The sequence below is a fragment of the Pseudomonas sp. BS3782 TE3695 genome (assembly GCF_050435305.1).
Lineage (GTDB): Bacteria > Pseudomonadota > Gammaproteobacteria > Pseudomonadales > Pseudomonadaceae > Aquipseudomonas.
The window spans coordinates 5,690,814-5,708,157 of record NZ_JBNDKB010000001.1; the positions used below are offsets into that span (position 1 = coordinate 5,690,814).

A 17,344-nucleotide genomic window follows, 5' to 3' on the forward strand; every position below is an offset into this window, starting at 1 on the left:
GTGAACTACCCATTTCATGGGCGCCCCCTTATGATGTCCCTCGGACTCTTTACCCTGCGATGACCCATGGCCGATTCTGCTTTTTTCTGCACCCTGTCTCACGAAGGCGTTCTCGCGGTACGCGGCGCGGATGCCGGCAAATTCCTGCAAGGCCAATTGACTTGCAACCTTAATTACCTGAGTGACACCCAGGCCAGCCTTGGCGCGCGCTGCACGCAGAAAGGCCGGATGCAGTCGAGTTTTCGCATTCTGCTCGAAGGCGATGGTGTGCTCATGGCGATGGCCAGCGAACTGCTGGAACCACAACTGGCGGACCTGAAAAAGTACGCGGTGTTCTCCAAATCGAAACTGACTGATGAAAGCGCCCTTTGGGTTCGCTTTGGCCTTGAGCATGGCGATGCAGCATTGGCCAGCCTGGGCCTGGAACTACCGGCAGAAACCGACAGCGTTGTGCGCAATGACGGCCTGATCGCCCTTCGCGTCTCGCCGGATCGCGCTGAACTCTGGGTTCGCGCCGATCAGGCCGACGCCATCAAGGGCAAGCTGTCCGCTCTGTTGGCCGAAGGTGAATTGAACCAATGGCTGCTGGGCCAGATCCGCGCCGGGATCGGCCAGGTCATGCCGAGCACCCGCGAACTGTTCATTCCGCAGATGCTCAATCTGCAAGCCGTCGGTGGTGTGAGCTTCAAGAAAGGCTGCTACACCGGCCAGGAAATCGTCGCGCGCATGCAATACCTGGGCAAACTCAAGCGCCGTCTGTATCGCCTGCAGCTGGAAGCCAGCGAATTGCCGCAGCCCGGTACCCAACTGTTCTCCCCGACCCACGGCAGTTCGATCGGTGAAGTGGTACTGGCCGCCCGCGCCGGGCAAAACATTGAACTCCTTGCCGTGCTGCAAGCTGAAGCTGCAGAAGATGGCAACCTGCACCTTGGCGCACTCGAAGGCCCGGGCCTGCATTTGCTCGACCTGCCTTACCAACTGGATCGCGATCGCGAAATCCAGCGTTGATAGCAGCACTTGTCGCAATACCTAGAGAAAAGAAATGAGCGAGCTGGCGGATAAGGTCCAACAGGATTTGGTTGAGGCCATCGATAACGATGACCTGGTTCTGCCAACGTTACCGGAAGTGGCCCTGCAGATTCGCAAGGCCGCCGAAGACCCGGAAATCAGTGTCAGCACACTGAGCAAAGTGATTGGCCGCGATACTGCGCTGTCGGCGCGCCTGATCAAAGTGGTCAATAGCCCGTTGCTGCGCGCGACCCAGGAAGTGACTGACCTGCACACGGCCATCACCCGGCTGGGCGTCAATTACAGCAGCAACCTGGCCATCGGCCTGGTGATGGAGCAAATCTTCAATGCCCGTTCCGAAGTGGTGGAGCAGAAAATGCGCGAAGTCTGGCGCAAGAGCCTGGAAATCGCCGGCGTCAGCTATTCGTTGTGCCGCAATTACACACAGCTCAAGCCCGATCAGGCGGCGCTCGGCGGGCTCGTGCATCAGATTGGTGTACTGCCGATTCTGACCTACGCCGAAGATCACTATGAATTGTTGTCTGACCCGGTCAGCCTCAACCATGTGATCGACCGGATTCACCCGCTGCTCGGCGATAAATTGCTCAGGGTCTGGGAGTTTCCTGAAATGCTGGTGCAATTGCCGGGGCTGTATCTGGATTTCAAACGGCAATCGGAGCGGGTCGACTATGTCGATCTGGTACAAGTGGCCAGCCTGTATTGCCACAAGGACACCGATCATCCACTGGCTCGCATCGACCCCTTCAGCGTACCGGCCTTCAAGAAGCTGGGGATCGATCCGGAGAACGAGGCGGTGTGCAGGGATCTGGAAGAATCGCGGTCAATGTTTTACTGATTGTGAGCATGAGCAACTGTGGCGAGGGAGCTTGCTCCCGCTCGGCTGCGCAGCAGTCGTAATTCAGACAACACGGTTTAACTGAAATACTGCGGTGTATGGTTTTGGGGCTGCTTCGCAGCCCAGCGGGAGCAAGCTCCCTCGCCACAGGGCTGTGTTCACTCTCCTGCGATAAAACTCACCCGCACCTTTAACCCTGCCTGTTCGCCATCGTGCAGGCTGATCTGCGCCAGGTGGGCGCGGCAGATTTCGCCGACGATGGCCAATCCCAGGCCCGATCCGGCGACCTGCTCATTACGCCGATAAAAACGCTCGAACACCCGATCCCGTTCTTCAAGAGGAATTCCCGGGCCATCGTCCTCGACCTCCAGCACCGCCGGTGCCATGACCCGCAAGATCACATTGCCACCCGGTGGCGTGTGGGCCAGTGCGTTGTCCACCAGATTGCTCAACAGTTCGTTCAACAACGTTGGCTCGCCACGCAGCCACACCGGTTCGTCGGCTTCCAGCGCCAGCGCCACGCCACGGGCATGGGCCAGCGGCGCCATGGCCATGCCCAGTTCACGGGCCAACTGACTGAGGTCGAGTAACTGCGCACCACCCTCGGCGATTGCCCGGGCGCCATTCTCGACCCGGGCCAGCGAGAGCAATTGATTGGCCAGGTGTGTCAGGCGATCTGTGCCCTGGGCGGCGGTTTCCAGGGTGTTGCGCCAGGTGTCGGGTTCGTTCGAGCGCAAGCCCAGTTCGAGCCGTGCCTTGAGCGCCGCCAACGGAGTACGCAATTCATGGGCGGCATCGGCGATGAACTGCGCCTGGCGCTCGAACTGTCCGCGCAAACGCTCGGTAAAGTGATTGAGCGCACGCACCAGTGGCCCCAACTCATGCTGCACTTCCACCAACGGCAAGGGTCGCAAGTCATCGGGCTGACGCTCTTCCACCGCCGTGCGCAAGCGCTCCAGCGGACGCAACGCCGCACTGACCGCAAACCACACCATCAGCAATGCACCGATCGCCAGCATACCCAACCGCAACAGGGTGTCGGCCATCAGGCTGCGAGCCATGCGGACCCGCGCTTCATCGGTTTCCGCCACGCGAATTTCCGCCATGCCGTTCATGTTCGGCTCGCTGACCGCTTTGAGCAGGCTGACCACTCGCACGTTCTGCCCTTGATAAGTGGCGTTATAGAAACGCGCCAGCGCCGGATAATCATCGGTACGCGGCGTTCCCGGTGGCGGCGGCGGCAGGTTTTCGTAGCCCGAGATCAACTTCTGGTTGATGTCATTGACCAGGTAGAAAATCCGCCCGGCGCTGTCGTAGGCGAATGTATCGAGGGCCACATAAGGCACGTTGGCGCTGAGGCTGCCATCGCGTTGGGACAGGCCGGCGGCGATGGTCCGCGCCGAGGCCAGCAAGGTCCGGTCATACGCAGTGTCGGCGGCTTCGCGACCATTCCAGTACGCACTCAAACCACTGGCGAGCATCAACACCACCAACAGCAGCGCGAGGTTCCACAGCAACCGCCAACGCAGGCTGCTGAGCCTATGCATCGCGGCTTTCCAGCAGGTAGCCAAGGCCGCGGAAGGTCACGATGGCCACCGGTTGGCCGTCGAGTTTCTTGCGCAAGCGGTGAACATAGATTTCGATGGCGTCGGGACTGGCCTCCTCGTCCAGGCCGAAGACCTGGGCGGCCAGTTGCTCCTTGCTCATCACCCGACCGGGACGGGCGATCAGGGCCTCGAGCACCGCCTGTTCACGGGAGGTCAGGGTCAGCAATTCTTCGCCGAGGGTGAAGCGCCGGGTGTCCAGGTCATAAGCCAGCACACCACAACGCTGCTGACGTTCACCGCCGAGCACACTGCGGCGCAGCAAGGCTTTGACCCGGGCTTCGAGCTCCGTCAGCTCGAAGGGTTTGGCCAGATAATCGTCAGCCCCAAGGTTCAGGCCGTGAACCCGATCCTTGACGTCGCTGCGGGCGGTGAGCATCAGCACCGGCAGGTTCTTGCCCCGGGCCCGCAAGCGCGCCAGTACTTCGAAACCATCCATGCGCGGCAGGCCGACATCTAGAATCGCCACGGCGTATTCCTCACTGCTCAAGGCCAGGTCGGCTGCCACACCGTCGTGCAGCACATCCACGGTCAGCCCGGTGCTCTTGAGCGCCTGAGCGACACTTTCGGCAAGCTGCAGATGGTCTTCAACGAGCAGAACACGCATGGATCTTTACCTCATTCAGGGATGGTCGACGCCATTCTTTGGCGCGGAGTTTACAGCCGCATCCGTCGCTGTGAAGCCCGAAAACCGTGAAAGTCAGCTGAAAGGTTAGCGAAAGGTTGGCCGGTTAGAGTCCAGCCACGGACAGTTTCGACTGCCGTTGCTAGTGCCCATAGCAGTACGAAAAACGCCTCGAAGCGTTTTCGCCAATAAGAACAATAAACGGAGTACGTCACCATGCTGTCCATGCAGCTTCAGGCTCGCCCGCCTGCTCGTTTTTCCCACCTCAGCCACACCGCCCTTGCCAGTGCCGCCGCCCTCGCCGGCTTTTCGCCGTTGAGCCAGGCAGCCTTCTTCGAAAACAGTACGGCAACCTTCGAAACCCGCAACATGTATTTCAACCGCGACTTTCGCGATGGCACCAGCGCCCAGCAATCAAAGCGGGACGAATGGGCCCAGGGGTTCATGCTCAATCTGCAATCGGGTTACACCGACGGCACCGTGGGGTTCGGTGTCGATGCGCTGGGCATGCTGGGGGTAAAACTCGATTCAAGTCCGGATCGCACCGGCACCGGTCTGTTGCCGACCCATGATGACGGGCGTGCGGCGGATGAATATTCCAAGCTCGGTCTGACCGGCAAAATGAAAATCTCCGCCACGGAACTGAAAATCGGCAGCCTGATTCCGGAATTGCCGATTCTCAAAGCCAACGACGGGCGCATTCTGCCGCAGACCTTCGAAGGCGGCCTGCTGACCTCCAAAGAAATCAAGAACCTGACCTTCACCGGCGGGCGTCTGGAGAAAGCCAAGGACCGCGACAGCACCGACTTCGAGGACATCGCCCTCAACAACAAGAACAGCCGTTTCGCCGGCACAGTGGCCGGCAAGCACTTTGATTTTGGCGGCGTGGATTACAAGTTCACCGACAAGATCACCGGCAGCTACCACTTCGCCCAACTCGATGAAGTCTACAACCAGCACTTCCTTGGCGTGGTCGCCTCGCAACCGTTCGGCCCCGGCACGTTCGGCACTGATCTGCGATTGGCCATCAGTGACGACGAGGGCGCGGCACGGGGTGGCAAGATCGACAACCAATCCCTGAACGGCTTGGTGAGTTATGCCTTGAGCGGGCATAAATTCAGCGCCGGTTATCAGCACATGTCCGGTGACAGTGCCTTCCCCTACGTCGATGGCAGCGATCCGTACCTGGTCAACTTCGTGCAGATCAATGACTTTGCCGGCGCCGAAGAACGTTCCTGGCAGGCACGTTACGACTATGACTTCGCCAAACTCGGCATTCCCGGCCTGAGCTTCATGAGCCGTTACCTGAGCGGCGACAACATCAAGCTCAAGAACGGCGACGAAGGCAAAGAGTGGGAACGCAACACCGAGATCAAATACGTCGTACAAAGCGGCACCCTCAAAGACGTCGCTGTGCGCTTGCGCAATGCCACTTACCGTTCCAATTATTCCGCTCGCGATGCCGATGAAGTGCGTCTGCTGGTGAGCTATAGCGTTGCCCTTTGGTAATCGATTGAAACGCCGAAGCAAAAAAAAAGATCGCAGCCTTCGGCAGCTCCTACACATCCATACAACAAAAAATCTGTGGAGAATCCAATGAATTTGTCACTGCGTAAAGTTGCTCTGGCCGCTGGCGTCATGTTGTTCGCCGGCCAATTGATGGCCGAACCCAAACGCCCGGAATGCATCGCCCCGGCCTCGCCAGGCGGCGGTTTCGACCTGACCTGCAAACTGGCGCAAAGCGCGCTGGTGAATGAAAAACTGCTGACCAAACCGATGCGCGTGACCTACATGCCCGGCGGTGTCGGCGCGGTGGCGTACAACGCGGTGGTCGCTCAGCGTCCAGCTGATGCCGGCACGCTGGTGGCGTGGTCCAGCGGTTCGCTGCTGAACCTGGCACAAGGCAAATTCGGTCGTTTCGATGAAACCAACGTCCGTTGGCTGGCCGCTGTTGGCACCAGCTATGGCGCCATCGCGGTGAAAAGCGATTCGCCTTACAAGACCCTGGACGATCTGGTTCAGGCGCTGAAGAAAGATCCGAGCAAAGTGGTGATCGGTTCCGGCGGCACCGTCGGCAGCCAGGACTGGATGCAGACGGCATTGATCGCCAAGGCCGCCGGAATCAATCCGCGCGACCTGCGTTATGTCGCCCTCGAAGGCGGTGGGGAAATCGCCACCGCCCTGCTCGGTGGTCACATCCAGGTCGGCAGCACCGACATCTCTGACTCCATGCCACACATCCAGAGCGGCGACATGCGTCTGCTGGCGGTGTTCTCCGAGAAGCGTCTGGACGAGCCGGAAATGAAAGAGATTCCGACGGCTAAAGAGCAAGGCTACGACATCGTCTGGCCGGTGGTTCGCGGCTTCTACCTCGGGCCAAAAGTCAGCGACGAAGACTACGCCTGGTGGAAAGACGCCTTCGACAAACTGCTGGCATCCGAAGATTTCGCCAAGCTGCGCGATCAGCGTGAACTGTTCCCGTTCGCCATGACCGGCCCGGAGCTGGACACCTACGTGAAGAAGCAGGTCGCGGACTACAAAGTGCTGGCCAAAGAGTTCGGCCTGATCCAGTGATCGCCTCTGTCTAGCGGCCACGGCCCCGGTTCTCGGGGTCATGGCTCAGGAGTTCCTCATGCTCATACAACGCATTTTCGCTTCGGTGCTGTTGCTGGCCTGTATCGGCCTGGCCCTGATGGCGTGGCCGTATCAGGCGGCTTTTTCCTACGAACCGGTCGGACCTCGGGCCTTCCCTCTGCTGATGCTCGGCCTGATGGGCCTGGCGTTGCTGTACATGGTGTTTCGACCGGCGCCGATCGTGCACAGCGACGATGACCCGAAACTGGACCGCGAAACCCTGAGCAAAATTGGCATCTGCGTGTTGCTGTTGCTGGTCTTCGCCGGGACCTTCGAACCTCTTGGCTTCATCGTCGCCAGCATTCTGATCGGCGTCCCGATGGCACACCTGTACGGCGGCCGCTGGCTGCCCAGTACGGTGATCATCAGCCTGATGGCCATCGGTCTTTATCTGCTGTTCGACAAGTTGATGGACGTGCCACTGCCGCTGGGCGTGCTCGACGTTCTGGAGAACTGATATGGATACTCTTGGCTATTTGGGTCAGGGCTTCGGCGTCGCGCTGAGCCCGTACAACCTGGTGACCGCGCTGTGCGGCACCTTGATCGGCACCGTCGTCGGGCTGTTGCCCGGATTGGGCCCGATCAACGGCGTGGCGTTGCTGATTCCGATCGCATTCGCGCTCGGTCTGCCACCGGAGTCGGCGCTGATCCTGCTGGCGGCGGTGTACCTGGGTTGCGAATACGGCGGTCGGATCAGCTCGATCCTGCTGAACATTCCCGGCGAAGCCTCCACCGTAATGACCACCCTCGACGGTTACCCGATGGCCCGCAAAGGCCTGGCCGGTGTAGCGCTGTCGCTGTCGGCGTGGAGTTCGTTCATCGGTGCATTCATCGCGACCTGCGGCATGGTGCTGTTCGCCCCGTTGCTGGCGAAGTGGGCAATTGCCTTCGGACCGGCGGAGTATTTCGTGCTGATGGTGTTTGCGATTGTCTGTCTCGGCGGCATGGCCGGTGACCGACCGCTCAAGACCTTCATTGCGGCGCTGATCGGTCTGTTTCTGTCCAGCGTCGGGATCGACGCCAACAGCGGCGTGTACCGTTTCACCGGGGACAATATTCACCTGACGGACGGCATTCAGTTCGTCGTGCTGGTGTTGGGCCTGTTCTCCATCAGCGAAATTCTCCTGCTACTGGAAAAAACCCATCGCGGCCAGGAAGCGGTGAAAGCCACCGGGCGCATGATGTTCAACTTCAAGGAAGCCTCGGCAGTGTTCCTGGTAAACATCCGTTGCGGTTTGCTGGGCTTCATCATGGGCGTATTGCCGGGTGCCGGCGCGACATTGGCCAGCGCTGTGGCCTACATGACGGAGAAACGTATCGCCGGCGCCAAAGGCACGTTCGGAAAAGGCGACATGCGCGGCCTCGCGGCGCCGGAAACCGCCATTGGTGGCGCCGCCTGCGGTGCACTGGTGCCGATGCTGACCCTCGGCGTTCCGGGTTCAGGTACGACGGCGGTGATGATCGGCGCGCTGTCGCTGTACAACATCACCCCTGGCCCGCTGTTGTTCCAGCAGCAACCGGATATCGTCTGGGGCCTGATCGCGTCGTTGTTCATCGCCAACGTGATGCTGGTGATCCTCAACATCCCGATGATCCGCATCTTTACCCGCATCCTCGCTGTGCCGAACTGGGCGCTGGTGCCGGTGATCGCGATCATCACCGGGATTGGTGTCTACGCGGTGCATGCGACAACGTTCGACTTATTCCTGATGATCGGCATCGGCATCTTCGGCTATATCTTGCGCAAGCTAGACTTTCCGTTGTCGCCCGTGCTGCTGGGCTTCATTCTCGGTGGCCTGATGGAACAAAACCTGCGTCGCGCCCTGTCGATTTCTAACGGTGCGCTGGAAATCCTCTGGTCGAGCCCAATCACGTTCGGTTGCTGGGTGTTGACTGCAATCATGTTGCTGATGCCGCTGCTGCGGATCTGGCGCAAACGTGCAGTCGCCCGGCGCGCTATCGCCGATGTCTGATCGCACCCCGTTCAAAAGCTGGTGGGGAACACCGCTGGTCGGTCTGCTGGGCGGTTACCTCGCCAGCCAGATCGGCTGGCCGCTACCGTGGATGGTCGGCTCGTTACTGGCGATCATCCTGATGCGCTGCCTGACTCCCTGGCAATTGGCGGAAATCCCGGGCGGGCGCAAGTGTGGCCAATGGGTTGTCGGTATCGGCATCGGCCTGCATTTCACCCCGGTGGTGATGGAGCAGGTGCTGAGTCACTTCGGTTTGATCTTCTTCGGTGCGCTGGTTACCAGCCTGTCCGCGGTGGTCGGCGTCTGGTTGATGCGGCGTACCGGGGAAGATCGCGCCACCGCATTCTTTTCCAGCATGCCCGGCGGCTCTGGGGAGATGGTCAATCTCGGCGCCCGCAACGGCGCGGTGCTCAGCCGTGTCGCGGCGGGGCAGAGTTTGCGAGTATTGGTGGTGGTGTTGTGTGTGCCGGCGGCGTTCAAGTATCTGTTGGGCGACGGTGCGCCGATAGGCCATACCGGTAGCGTCGACTGGCGCTGGCTGGCCATTCTGTTCCCGGCGGGCGCTCTTGCCGCCTGGATCTGGGAGCGGCTGCGACAACCCAATCCCTGGCTGTTCGGACCGTTGCTGGTGACTGCGACGGTGAGCATTGCCTGGGACCTGCACATCGGTCTGCCCAACGGCGGCAGTCAGATTGGCCAGTGGCTGATTGGCAGCGGGTTGGGGTGTCACTTCAATCGGCAGTTCTTCCGACGGGCACCGTCGTTCATGGGCCGAACTCTGCTCGGCACGGTATTGACCATGTTGATCGCCACTTTGGCGGCATTGGGTTTGAGTGCGCTGACCCATCTGGATCTGCGCTCACTGACCTTGGGCATGATGCCTGGTGGAATTGCCGAAATGAGCCTGACGGCGGAGACCCTGCAATTGTCGGTACCGCTGGTGACGGCGATGCAGGTGATGCGGCTATTGTTTGTACTGTTTCTGGCGGAGCCGTTGTTTCGGTATTGGAACCGGGAGCCGGATTCTCCCTGATAGACCGAGTCGCCTTCTTCGCGAGCAAGCCCGCTCCCACATTAGACCGTGTATGCCTGGACAACTCGGTCTAATGTGAGAGCGGGCTTGCTCGCGAAGGGGCCGTCCCGGTCAACACATCAGACCGACGGCAATCGCCACTCGATCGGCGTCTCGCCGTTCTGCTCCAGAAACTTGTTCGCCCGGCTGAAGTGCCCGCAGCCAAGGAAGCCGCGATAGGCGGATAACGGCGAGGGGTGGACCGAGGTCAGCACCAGGTGTTTGGTGGCGTCGATGAGTTTCTGCTTGCTCTGGGCATGCGCGCCCCACAGCAGGAACACCAAATGTGGCTGATGCTCGCTGACCACTTCAATAATCCGGTCGGTAAAATGCTGCCAGCCCTTGCCCGCATGGGCGTTGGCATTCGCGCGTTCCACGGTCATGGTGGTGTTGAGCATCAACACGCCCTGCTCTGCCCAACTCTGCAGGTAGCCATGGTTGGGAATGTCGATGTTCAGGTCGCGCTTCAACTCTTTATAGATGTTCACCAGCGATGGCGGTGCCGGCACGCCAGGTTGCACCGAGAAGCACAACCCATGGGCCTGACCCGGGCCGTGGTAAGGGTCCTGACCGAGGATGACCACTTTGACCTTGTCCAGCGGCGTGGAATTGAGCGCGTTGAAGATCATCGGTCCGGGTGGATAGATCTCTTTGCCCGCCGCGCGCTCCTGTTGCAGGAATGTGCGCAACTCTGCCATGTAAGGCTGGTCGAATTCGGCACGCAGAGCCTCCTTCCAGCTCGGTTCGAGTTTGATACGGTCGTCAGCAGTCATGGTTACATCCGGCAAAAACAATGGGGCGAACCCTAGGAAACCCTGTCTTCCTTGTCAATTGATCCGATACAGATCCGGCACTTTCCTATAGAGCGATCATACTAAACGCTCAATTTACCGATCGAGGTCACGATGAATCTGCACTTCGAAGAACTCACCGGCACCGACGGCGCACGCATCGGCATCGCCAGCCTGGATGCCGAAAAGTCCCTCAACGCCCTGTCCTTGCCGATGATCAACGCCCTGCGCGATCAACTGGACGCCTGGGCCAAGGAGCCACAGATCGTTTGCGTGCTGCTGCGGGGCAATGGCGCCAAGGCTTTTTGCGCCGGCGGTGAAGTACGCAGCCTGGTGGAAGCGTGTCGCGCCCATCCCGGCGAAGTGCCGCCCTTGGCTGCACACTTCTTTGCGGCAGAATATCGCCTCGACTTCACCCTGCACACCTACCCGAAACCGCTGATCTGCTGGGGTCATGGTTACGTGTTGGGCGGTGGCATGGGGTTGCTGCAAGGGGCGAGCATCCGCATTGTCACGCCGAGCAGCCGGTTGGCGATGCCGGAGATCAGCATCGGCTTGTACCCGGATGTCGGCGCCAGTTGGTTTCTGTCGCGGTTGCCCGGCAAGCTCGGATTGTTTCTCGGCCTGACCGGCGCCCAGATGAATGGTCGTGACGCGATCGATCTGGACCTCGCCGACCGCTTCCTGCGTGATGATCAACAACATGAGCTGCTCGAAGGTTTGCTGCAATTGAACTGGCAGGAACAGACAGCCATGCAGCTCAACAGCTTGCTCAAGGCCTTGCAACAGGAAGCGATCTCACAACTGCCCGAAGCGCAGTGGCTGCCTCGACGCGAGCTGATCGACGATCTGCTGGATGTCAGCGACGTTCGTTGCGCCTGGAAGGCCATCAGTGCGCTGCGCGATCATGCCGATCCGCTGCTCGATCGTGCCGCCAAAACCATGGCTGAAGGCTCACCCTTGACCGCTCATCTGGTGTGGGAACAGATCGTTCGCGCCCGGCATCTATCGTTGGCTCAAGTCTTTCAGATGGAATACACCATGAGCCTCAATTGCTGCCGTCATCCGGAGTTCAGCGAAGGTGTGCGGGCGCGGTTGATCGACAAGGATCAGAAACCTCGCTGGCACTGGCCGGACATCACTACTGTTCCGGAAGCGGCGGTGGAGGCGCATTTCCATAAGGTCTGGGAAGGACGGCATCCGCTGGCGGATTTATCGGAATACTAAAAATCAGGCACAAAAAAAGCGGCGCTTCATGCGCCGCTTTTTTTGAGTGTTTACCAGCGATTGCCTCGGCCATCGTGATCGCCACCACGGTGATCACTCCTATGGCCCCTTTCGCCACGATGATCTGACCTGCTGTGGCCTCGATAGCCATCACCCCGACCGCTGCGGTGACGGCCATCCCAGCCCCTACGGTCATGACGGTCCCATCCACGATTCTGATAGACCCGGTAGTCTGCTCGTGGTGCCGGCTGGTAATAGCGCGGTGCCGGTTGATAAACCCGCGGCTGGTGGTAATAACGCGGGGACGGCTGGTAATACCGTGCAGGCGGTGAGTAATACCTGCGCGGCGCGGTGTAGTAACGGCCGTCGGAGTAATAAGACCCGCCACCGGAGTAATACGGCGCTGGGGATGTGTAGACCTCGGAACGGTAATAGCCGGATCCTCCATCGGAATAGGGCACGCATGCCCCCAAAGACAATCCCGATAAAACAATCAGCAGAATTTGGCGGAGCTTTTTTTGACAGAGCATGGCGGCCTCCTGGACCGCGGGTGAGCCACACCAGCGACGCTGGCAGGCGACAGTCAATGGTTCGGCGACTGTCGAAATATCAGACAGTGGATTCGGAATCTGGTGCGCTCCCGCAACACGTTGAAACAAGTAGCCGATGAAAGGTTTTTCATCCAGCCCATCAGAAACGGCGCATCCGCAAGCCGGACGCGCCGTGGTATCCCATGAGCTGATCAGCGATGCCCGCGATGGTGTCCGCCGCGATGGTGATGACGGGGACCACTGAAATAATAGTAACGATAGCCCCCATAAAAACGCGGGCCGCCATAGTAGTACGGTGAGTAGTAATAGCCGGGGTAGTAATAGGGTGCCGGATAAATATCAGCGCCACCGGCATAGTAGTAACAGCCGGAGAGGCCCAAACCAAAAAACACACTAAGCAATATTTGGCGGAGCTTTTTTTGACAGAGCATTGAGGCCTCCTGAAAGACCTGCAAGAGCAGTCGACTGACACCTGTTTTGACTTTCAAACCGGTACCGAGTGCCAGACGGTTCCGGCCTTCGGATCAGCGGCCCGTTGCAGTTGGCTTGCGCATGGCTGCTTGCCGGCCGATCATGCGCAGCCTCGGGCCAGATAAACCGGCCGTAATCGAAAGCCCTTCATGAATAAACCTGACCTCTGCCCGGCCTGCGGCGCCTCCAACGATTGCAGCCTGGCTGATCCGCGAACCGTCGATCATGCCTGCTGGTGCTACGGCGTCAGCATTGATCCGGCGGTACTTCAGGCGCTGCCCATCGAATTGCGCGACAAGTCCTGCCTGTGCCCGTCCTGCGCCCAGGTCGAGATGCAGTTGCAAGCAGCCGGCGAGCCGATCACGTAAGATGCGCGGCGCTCTCCCACCGAATCCCCCCACCGAACCCTAGCCATGCGCGTTGACCGCTTCCTCAGCAACCTGCCCCGCTTCAACCGTAAGCAGGTACGCCTGTTGCTGGTGGAAAAACGCATCAGGATCGACGGCAATATCGTTTGCGACCCCCATGCCGAAGTGCTTGAGTTCAGCCGCGTAGAGGTCGACGACGAGGTGCTGCAAGTTGGCAAGCCAGCCCGCTACTTCATGCTGCACAAACCACCCGGCTGCGTCAGCGCCACCCGCGACCCGCAACACCGGACGGTGCTCGACCTGATAGATGAACCCGACAAGGAAGACCTGCACATCGCCGGTCGCCTGGATTTCAACACCACCGGCCTGATGCTGATCACCAACGATGGCAGCTGGTCACGACGCCTGACCCAACCGCAGACCAAACTGCCCAAGGTCTACTACGTCGAGACCGAGCAGGACATCACTGCCGAATACGCGATCACCTTCGCTAAAGGGCTGTATTTCGCCTTCGAAGACCTCACGACACAACCGGCCGAACTGGTCGTACTCGGGCCAAAATCTGCGCGCCTGAGCATCGTCGAGGGCCGCTATCATCAGGTTAAACGGATGTTCGGCCACTTCGACAACAAGGTGTTGCGCCTGCACCGCGAATGCATGGGGCCGCTGGTGCTCGACGACACGTTGAAGCCCGGCGAATACCGGCCGTTGAGCAGCGATGAGATCCGAATGATCTAAGCAGGCGACCGCTCAGCAGAAGCCGCTGAAAATTTTACGAAAGATACTTGCGCGATGACGTGACCCCTGCTTGAATCAGGACGTCGGCGCGAAATGTGACCGACGAGTCATCAAAACTACTCTAAGAAACTTTTTGCCGGCAGAGAACCCTCAGGTTCCGCCTTCCCCCGGCAGACTGCCCGCTTATAACAATACCCGTCGACCAGCGTGCAATGGATCGACATGGGCCTTCAAAAATTCCAGGCGTATGCCTACCTGTCACAAAGCTCGTGCAATCTGATTTGCGCGCATACCCGCTTGCCAGGAGTCTTATGTCATGAGGCCAGAAATCGCTGTGCTGGATATACAAGGTCAGTATCGGGTTTACACGGAGTTCTATCGCGCAGACGCCGCAGAGAAGACCATTATTCTGGTCAACGGATCGATGTCCACGACTGCGTCGTTTGCACAGACCGTGAAAAACCTTTATCCAGAGTTCAATGTGGTGTGCTACGACCAGCCCTACGCGGGCAAGTCCAAGGCTCACAACCTGCATGAAAAAATGCTGACCAAGGAAATCGAAGGGCAGATCCTCCTGGAGCTGATCGACCACTTCGCCGCCGAACACGTGCTGTCGTTTTCCTTTGGTGGCGCCGCCACGCTCGTCGCCCTGGCCCAACAGCCACGGCGCATCGAAAAGGCCGTGATCAGCTCATTCTCGCCGGTGGTCAACGCGCACATGCTCGACTACCTTGAGCGCGGGGTCGACTATCTCGGCAGCCGGGACGGTAACCGGGTCGGTGACTTGGTGAACAGCACCATCGGCAAACACCTGCCGTCGCTGTTCAAGCGTTTCAACTACCGTCACGTCAGTTCGTTGGCCGAACATGAATACGGGCAGATGCACTTTCACATCAGCGACGTGCTCAACAGCGACCGCCAGTGCTACCTGAACGCGGCGAAGAAAATCAACGTACCGGTGCTGTTCATGAATGGCGAATGGGACGAGTACACCGCCGCCGCCGATGCAAAGCTGTTCGCCGGTCACGTGCAGCACAGCACCTTCAGCACCCTGCAGGCCACCGGCCACTTTCTCGACATGGAGCACAAAGCCGCCTGCCGAGACAGCCGCAACGCACTGCTGGGCTTTCTGAAACCGACACAACAAGAAAGCCGACCGCGTTACCACTACGTCCAGGACCACCATGCATTGGCAATCTGAAACAGAGTCATCGCGAGCAAGCTCAGCCCTGCAGGAGCGAGGCTTGCCCGCGAATGACCGCAATGCGGTCTCTGCTTTCGTTTCCCCGTGTTAAAGCCAATCGCGTGCAAAGAAAAACTTCATTTTCACGCGCACATCTGGTACAAAGTCAGCCGCTCTGAGCGGGTGTCGTATAATGGCATTACTCCAGCTTCCCAAGCTGATAACGAGGGTTCGATTCCCTTCACCCGCTCCAATCGAATTTTTTGTCTCACGTCAATTTTTGACGGGGGATGCAGGTAAAGAAAAACCGGCCTTGATGGCCGGTTTTTTTGTGTCTGGGTTTGGTGGAATCGGGCTCTGAGACATCCCCCAATTTCGTCCATTATCCGCTGATCAATGAGTAAATGTGTTTGGGACATTAGCGACTACCTGAAGTCTGTTAGCGTTTTTATCGAAAACCCCAGATTTATTATCAAATTTCATCAAGCGTTAATGTTTTCACCTCTATGAAAATTAACGTTTTCGCATATGATCGATCTTCTGTTAGCGTTTTTCTTGCCCCAGTAAAGGATTTCGTCAATGCAAGTCGGTTTCAAAACCCTCGCAAGCCGTCACGACATCGCACTGGCACAGCCTCTACGAGTCGACTCGATGATCGGCACTGTACGTGTTAGTCGCGAAAGTGACGGAAATGTGGAGAACCGGTATCCGGCAAGCTATCGGCCCGCAGACGATTTCGCAGGACACTTCGAATTCGGCCTCAAATACGAAGAGATCCATCTCGAGTTCTTCGCCCGCCTGTTTGCGGCCATAGGTCCGCAGCCTGTCGAAGACTGGTGTCGACGGGAGCCATTCGGCCAGTACGCCCGTCGCACGGGGTTCCTCTACGAATGGCTGACAGGCGAACGTCTGGATGTGCCAGACGTGACCAATGGCGGCTACGTTGATGTACTTTCGCCACAAAATTACCTGACTCGTCGCGAGGCACTGCGAACACGGCGTTGGCGAGTCAATAACAACCTGCCGGGAACGGCTGGGTTCTGCCCCTTGGTTCGTCGTACGACGCCAGTGCAGGAGGCCCTGCAATTCGATCTACGCGAGGCATTGGATGAATTGGATCAGGCCTTTGGCCCCGACATCCTGATGCGTACCGCCAGTTGGCTGACATTCAAGGAATCGCGCGCGAGCTTTCTCATCGAAAAGGAAGCCGACCAGGCCGATCGCATTCAGCGGTTTGCCCATGTCATTGCCCAGTACTGCGGACATATCGAAGACCCGTTGAGCAACGACAGCCTGCAGTCCCTCCAAGCCGGCATTCTGGGGCGTGATGCTCTTGGACTGGGCTTGCGGCGCTCCACTGTGTTTGTGGGGCAGGCCACGATGCGCGAGGATATCGTGCATTACATTGCCCCCCATTTCGCGGATCTTGCGCAGCTATTGGCAGGACTCAACGAGTTTGAGGTCGCAACGCGCGGTGCGGAGTCAGTGGCACGTGCCGCTGTGTTGGCATTTGGCTTCGTGTACATCCATCCCATGCGCGATGGCAATGGCCGGATTCATCGCTTCCTTATCAACGACACCCTGATTCGGGATAAGGCAGTGCCCGACGGCGTAATACTGCCGGTGTCAGCCACCATCACGAGTTCGATCGACTTCAGGGCCGGCTACGACCGTACGCTCGAAGTGTTCTCGCGACCGTTCATGCGACGTTATGCGGCGGCCTATCGGTTCGGCGAACTCGTGACCTACAAGGACGGGACTCGCAGCAACTTCATCTTCGATGAATACGAAGACGCGTGTTTTGCCTGGCGGTATCCCGATCTAACCGAACATGTCCTGTACACCGCACGCGTCGTTGAACACACGATTCGAAAGGAAATGGCAGATGAAGCCCGAGTACTGGTGATCTTTCAGCGAGCTCAGGAGCAACTGAAAGAGGTACTGGAAATGCCAGACCTGGATGCGAACCGCATCATCCGCTCCATCAAGGAGAATGGCTGGGTGGTGTCCGGCAAACTAAGGAAAGGGTACCCGCAGCTTGAAGATGAGCGCATGGCGGGACGCGTCGTGGAGGCCGTGCGTTCTGCGTTTGAGGATCGAGAGATGGGTGCAGGCGAAGAAGGATCTTTCGGCGAATCTGGATAAGGCGCTGGGGTACTTCGCCCTCGTTAAGCACTTCGACACAGAATTCGTCGAGCTGTGCCAGGCACTACCGCCGCCCCTCAGACCTTGACGCCACCAGC

General features: G+C 58.9%; 17 protein-coding genes and 1 tRNA gene. 13 read left to right on the forward strand and 5 right to left on the reverse strand.

From position 1 onward, the window contains the following. Positions 1 to 66: 66 nt before the first annotated feature. Together ABH909_RS25720 and ABH909_RS25725 are read left to right on the forward strand one after the other, a co-directional pair. A complete protein-coding gene (locus ABH909_RS25720) occupies positions 67 to 1,008 on the forward strand; it encodes a YgfZ/GcvT domain-containing protein (protein ID WP_429438495.1) in 942 nt (313 codons plus the stop codon). A 34-nt stretch (positions 1,009 to 1,042) separates the two neighbouring features. Then, positions 1,043 to 1,864: an HDOD domain-containing protein gene (locus ABH909_RS25725; RefSeq protein ID WP_429438498.1), complete on the forward strand. Its 822-nt coding sequence runs from the start codon at positions 1,043 to 1,045 to the stop codon at positions 1,862 to 1,864. A 158-nt stretch (positions 1,865 to 2,022) separates the two neighbouring features. Here ABH909_RS25725 and ABH909_RS25730 read toward each other — a convergent pair whose 3' ends face one another. Both ABH909_RS25730 and ABH909_RS25735 read right to left on the reverse strand, forming a co-directional pair. Next, a complete protein-coding gene (locus ABH909_RS25730) occupies positions 2,023 to 3,411 on the reverse strand; it encodes a sensor histidine kinase (protein WP_429438500.1) in 1,389 nt (462 codons plus the stop codon). Then, on the reverse strand, positions 3,404 to 4,075 hold the full coding sequence (locus ABH909_RS25735; RefSeq protein ID WP_007898613.1) for a response regulator: 672 nt from the start codon (positions 4,073 to 4,075) through the stop codon (positions 3,404 to 3,406). The genes ABH909_RS25730 and ABH909_RS25735 overlap by 8 nt, the downstream gene beginning before the upstream one ends. Before the next feature lie 234 nt (positions 4,076 to 4,309). On the opposite strand from ABH909_RS25735, the gene ABH909_RS25740 reads away from it, so the two are divergent. The 5 genes from ABH909_RS25740 to ABH909_RS25760 all read left to right on the forward strand — a co-directional run bounded on the left by ABH909_RS25740 (position 4,310) and on the right by ABH909_RS25760 (position 9,733). Beyond that, positions 4,310 to 5,602 (forward strand): OprD family porin, encoded by a 1,293-nt coding sequence (locus ABH909_RS25740; RefSeq protein WP_429438503.1) that lies wholly within the window; start codon positions 4,310 to 4,312, stop codon positions 5,600 to 5,602. Positions 5,603 to 5,689: 87 nt separating this feature from the next. Beyond that, complete coding sequence (locus ABH909_RS25745) at positions 5,690 to 6,667, forward strand: Bug family tripartite tricarboxylate transporter substrate binding protein (protein WP_429438506.1); 978 nt, start codon at positions 5,690 to 5,692, stop codon at positions 6,665 to 6,667. Between the two features lie 58 nt (positions 6,668 to 6,725). Then, on the forward strand, positions 6,726 to 7,184 hold the full coding sequence (locus tag ABH909_RS25750; protein ID WP_429438509.1) for a tripartite tricarboxylate transporter TctB family protein: 459 nt from the start codon (positions 6,726 to 6,728) through the stop codon (positions 7,182 to 7,184). Position 7,185: 1 nt separating this feature from the next. Next, complete coding sequence (locus ABH909_RS25755; RefSeq protein WP_429438512.1) at positions 7,186 to 8,700, forward strand: tripartite tricarboxylate transporter permease; 1,515 nt, start codon at positions 7,186 to 7,188, stop codon at positions 8,698 to 8,700. After that, positions 8,693 to 9,733 (forward strand): AbrB family transcriptional regulator, encoded by a 1,041-nt coding sequence (locus ABH909_RS25760; protein WP_429438515.1) that lies wholly within the window; start codon positions 8,693 to 8,695, stop codon positions 9,731 to 9,733. The genes ABH909_RS25755 and ABH909_RS25760 overlap by 8 nt, the downstream gene beginning before the upstream one ends. A gap of 119 nt (positions 9,734 to 9,852) precedes the next feature. On the opposite strand, the gene ung is transcribed toward ABH909_RS25760, so the two are convergent. Continuing rightward, complete coding sequence (gene ung / locus ABH909_RS25765) at positions 9,853 to 10,545, reverse strand: uracil-DNA glycosylase (RefSeq protein WP_095630982.1); 693 nt, start codon at positions 10,543 to 10,545, stop codon at positions 9,853 to 9,855. A gap of 132 nt (positions 10,546 to 10,677) precedes the next feature. Between ung and ABH909_RS25770 the strand changes: the two genes are divergently transcribed. Next, positions 10,678 to 11,790: an enoyl-CoA hydratase/isomerase family protein gene (locus tag ABH909_RS25770; protein ID WP_429438518.1), complete on the forward strand. Its 1,113-nt coding sequence runs from the start codon at positions 10,678 to 10,680 to the stop codon at positions 11,788 to 11,790. A 50-nt stretch (positions 11,791 to 11,840) separates the two neighbouring features. On the opposite strand, the gene ABH909_RS25775 is transcribed toward ABH909_RS25770, so the two are convergent. Both ABH909_RS25775 and ABH909_RS25780 read right to left on the reverse strand, forming a co-directional pair. After that, positions 11,841 to 12,320 carry a hypothetical protein gene (locus ABH909_RS25775; protein WP_429438521.1) on the reverse strand — a complete coding sequence of 160 codons (480 nt, stop codon included), beginning with the start codon at positions 12,318 to 12,320 and terminating at the stop codon, positions 11,841 to 11,843. Between the two features lie 212 nt (positions 12,321 to 12,532). Then, on the reverse strand, positions 12,533 to 12,772 hold the full coding sequence (locus tag ABH909_RS25780) for a hypothetical protein (RefSeq protein WP_429438524.1): 240 nt from the start codon (positions 12,770 to 12,772) through the stop codon (positions 12,533 to 12,535). A 189-nt stretch (positions 12,773 to 12,961) separates the two neighbouring features. Here ABH909_RS25780 and ABH909_RS25785 point away from each other — a divergent pair, with 189 nt between their 5' ends. The 5 genes from ABH909_RS25785 (at position 12,962) to ABH909_RS25805 (ending at position 17,246) form a co-directional block, all read left to right on the forward strand. Continuing rightward, on the forward strand, positions 12,962 to 13,180 hold the full coding sequence (locus tag ABH909_RS25785; RefSeq protein ID WP_429438527.1) for a cysteine-rich CWC family protein: 219 nt from the start codon (positions 12,962 to 12,964) through the stop codon (positions 13,178 to 13,180). A 45-nt stretch (positions 13,181 to 13,225) separates the two neighbouring features. Beyond that, positions 13,226 to 13,918, forward strand: coding sequence for a pseudouridine synthase (locus ABH909_RS25790; protein ID WP_429438530.1), 693 nt, complete (start codon positions 13,226 to 13,228; stop codon positions 13,916 to 13,918). Positions 13,919 to 14,234: 316 nt separating this feature from the next. Beyond that, complete coding sequence (locus ABH909_RS25795) at positions 14,235 to 15,119, forward strand: alpha/beta fold hydrolase (protein ID WP_123499126.1); 885 nt, start codon at positions 14,235 to 14,237, stop codon at positions 15,117 to 15,119. A gap of 161 nt (positions 15,120 to 15,280) precedes the next feature. Further along, positions 15,281 to 15,354: transfer RNA gene (locus ABH909_RS25800), tRNA-Gly, on the forward strand. Between the two features lie 326 nt (positions 15,355 to 15,680). Continuing rightward, positions 15,681 to 17,246, forward strand: a complete 1,566-nt coding sequence (locus ABH909_RS25805; RefSeq protein WP_429438533.1) for a Fic family protein — start codon at positions 15,681 to 15,683, stop codon at positions 17,244 to 17,246. Positions 17,247 to 17,344: the final 98 nt, after the last annotated feature.